1 protein-coding gene is annotated in these 1104 nt (G+C 71.3%); it reads right to left on the minus strand.

Features of this window, described 5'->3' with window-relative positions; all coding sequences use genetic code 11:
• The coding region (locus tag ACGWYJ_RS38875; RefSeq protein ID WP_395111709.1) for an IS481 family transposase at positions 1–988 on the minus strand (988 nt) is incomplete at its 3' end.
• Positions 989–1104 lie beyond the last annotated feature (116 nt).

The raw sequence follows: 1104 nt of genomic DNA on the forward strand, positions 1-1104 counted from the left end.
TGTTCTGTCCCGTGAGGTTGGGGACGCGGCTGGCGGGTGGGAGGCCACCGAGTGCGGTGTGGCCGCGGTGGTGGTTGTAGGTGTGCAGCCAGTGGGGGAGGGCTTGGCGGCGTTGGGTTTCTGAAGTGTAGGGCTGGTTGTAGGCCCATTCGTCCAGCAGGGTGCGGTGGAAGCGTTCGACTTTGCCGTTGGTCTGGGGCCGGTAGGGGCGGGTGCGCTTGTGGCTGATGGCGGCGGCGGTGAGGGTGTCGCGCCACAGCCGTGAGCGGTAGCACGGGCCATTGTCGGTCAGCACGCGCCGTACGGTGATCCCGGCGCCGGCGAAGAATGCCTGGGCTCGCCGCCAGAACGCGGTGGCTGATTGCTGGGTCTCGTCGGGCAGGATTTCGGTGTAGGCCAGGCGGGAGTGGTCGTCGATGGCGGTGTGCAGGTAGCCGTAGCCCAGCAGGGGTTTGCCGCCCGAGCGGCGGGCGCCGGTGTCGGTGCGCTGGCTGTTGCGGCGGCCGGTGGCGCGGCCGAGGGCGCGGTGGCCGCCGCCGTCGGGGATGTTGCCGAGTTTCTTGATGTCGACGTGGACCAGGTCGCCGGGCGCATCGTGTTCGTAGCGGCGGACGGGCCGGCCGGTGGCGCGGTCCAGGTGCCGCAGGCGGGGCAGGCCGTAGCGGGTCAGGACGCGGTGGACGGTGGCGGGGTTGAGGCCGAGCAGGTAGGCGATGCGGGCCGGTCCCCACCGGCGCAGCACCCGCACCTTGATGATCCGCCGCTCGGTTCGGGTGGGGGTGCGGCGCGGGCTGTGGTGCGGGCGTGAGGACCGGTCGGCCATCGCGGCCTCGCCCTGTTCCCGGTAGCGGGCGGCCCACCGCTGGACGGTGCTCACCGAGACCTGGAACCGTTCGGCGGCCCGCCGCAGCGGCCAGCCGTCCTCGACCACACAGCGGGCCAGGCGCAGGCGTCCGGTCTCGGTCAGCGGGGCATTACGGTGGGGCATGAGGGCCTCCTGGCGTCCGGTGCAGATCTCGCAATCCACACCGAACCCGGAGGCCCTCCCTCACTTCAAGATCATTCAACCGTGCCGCCGCGTTCACAACCTCCCTGGACAGTACA

The sequence above is a fragment of the Actinomadura sp. SCN-SB genome (assembly GCF_043906805.1).
In the GTDB taxonomy this organism is placed as follows: domain Bacteria; phylum Actinomycetota; class Actinomycetes; order Streptosporangiales; family Streptosporangiaceae; genus Spirillospora.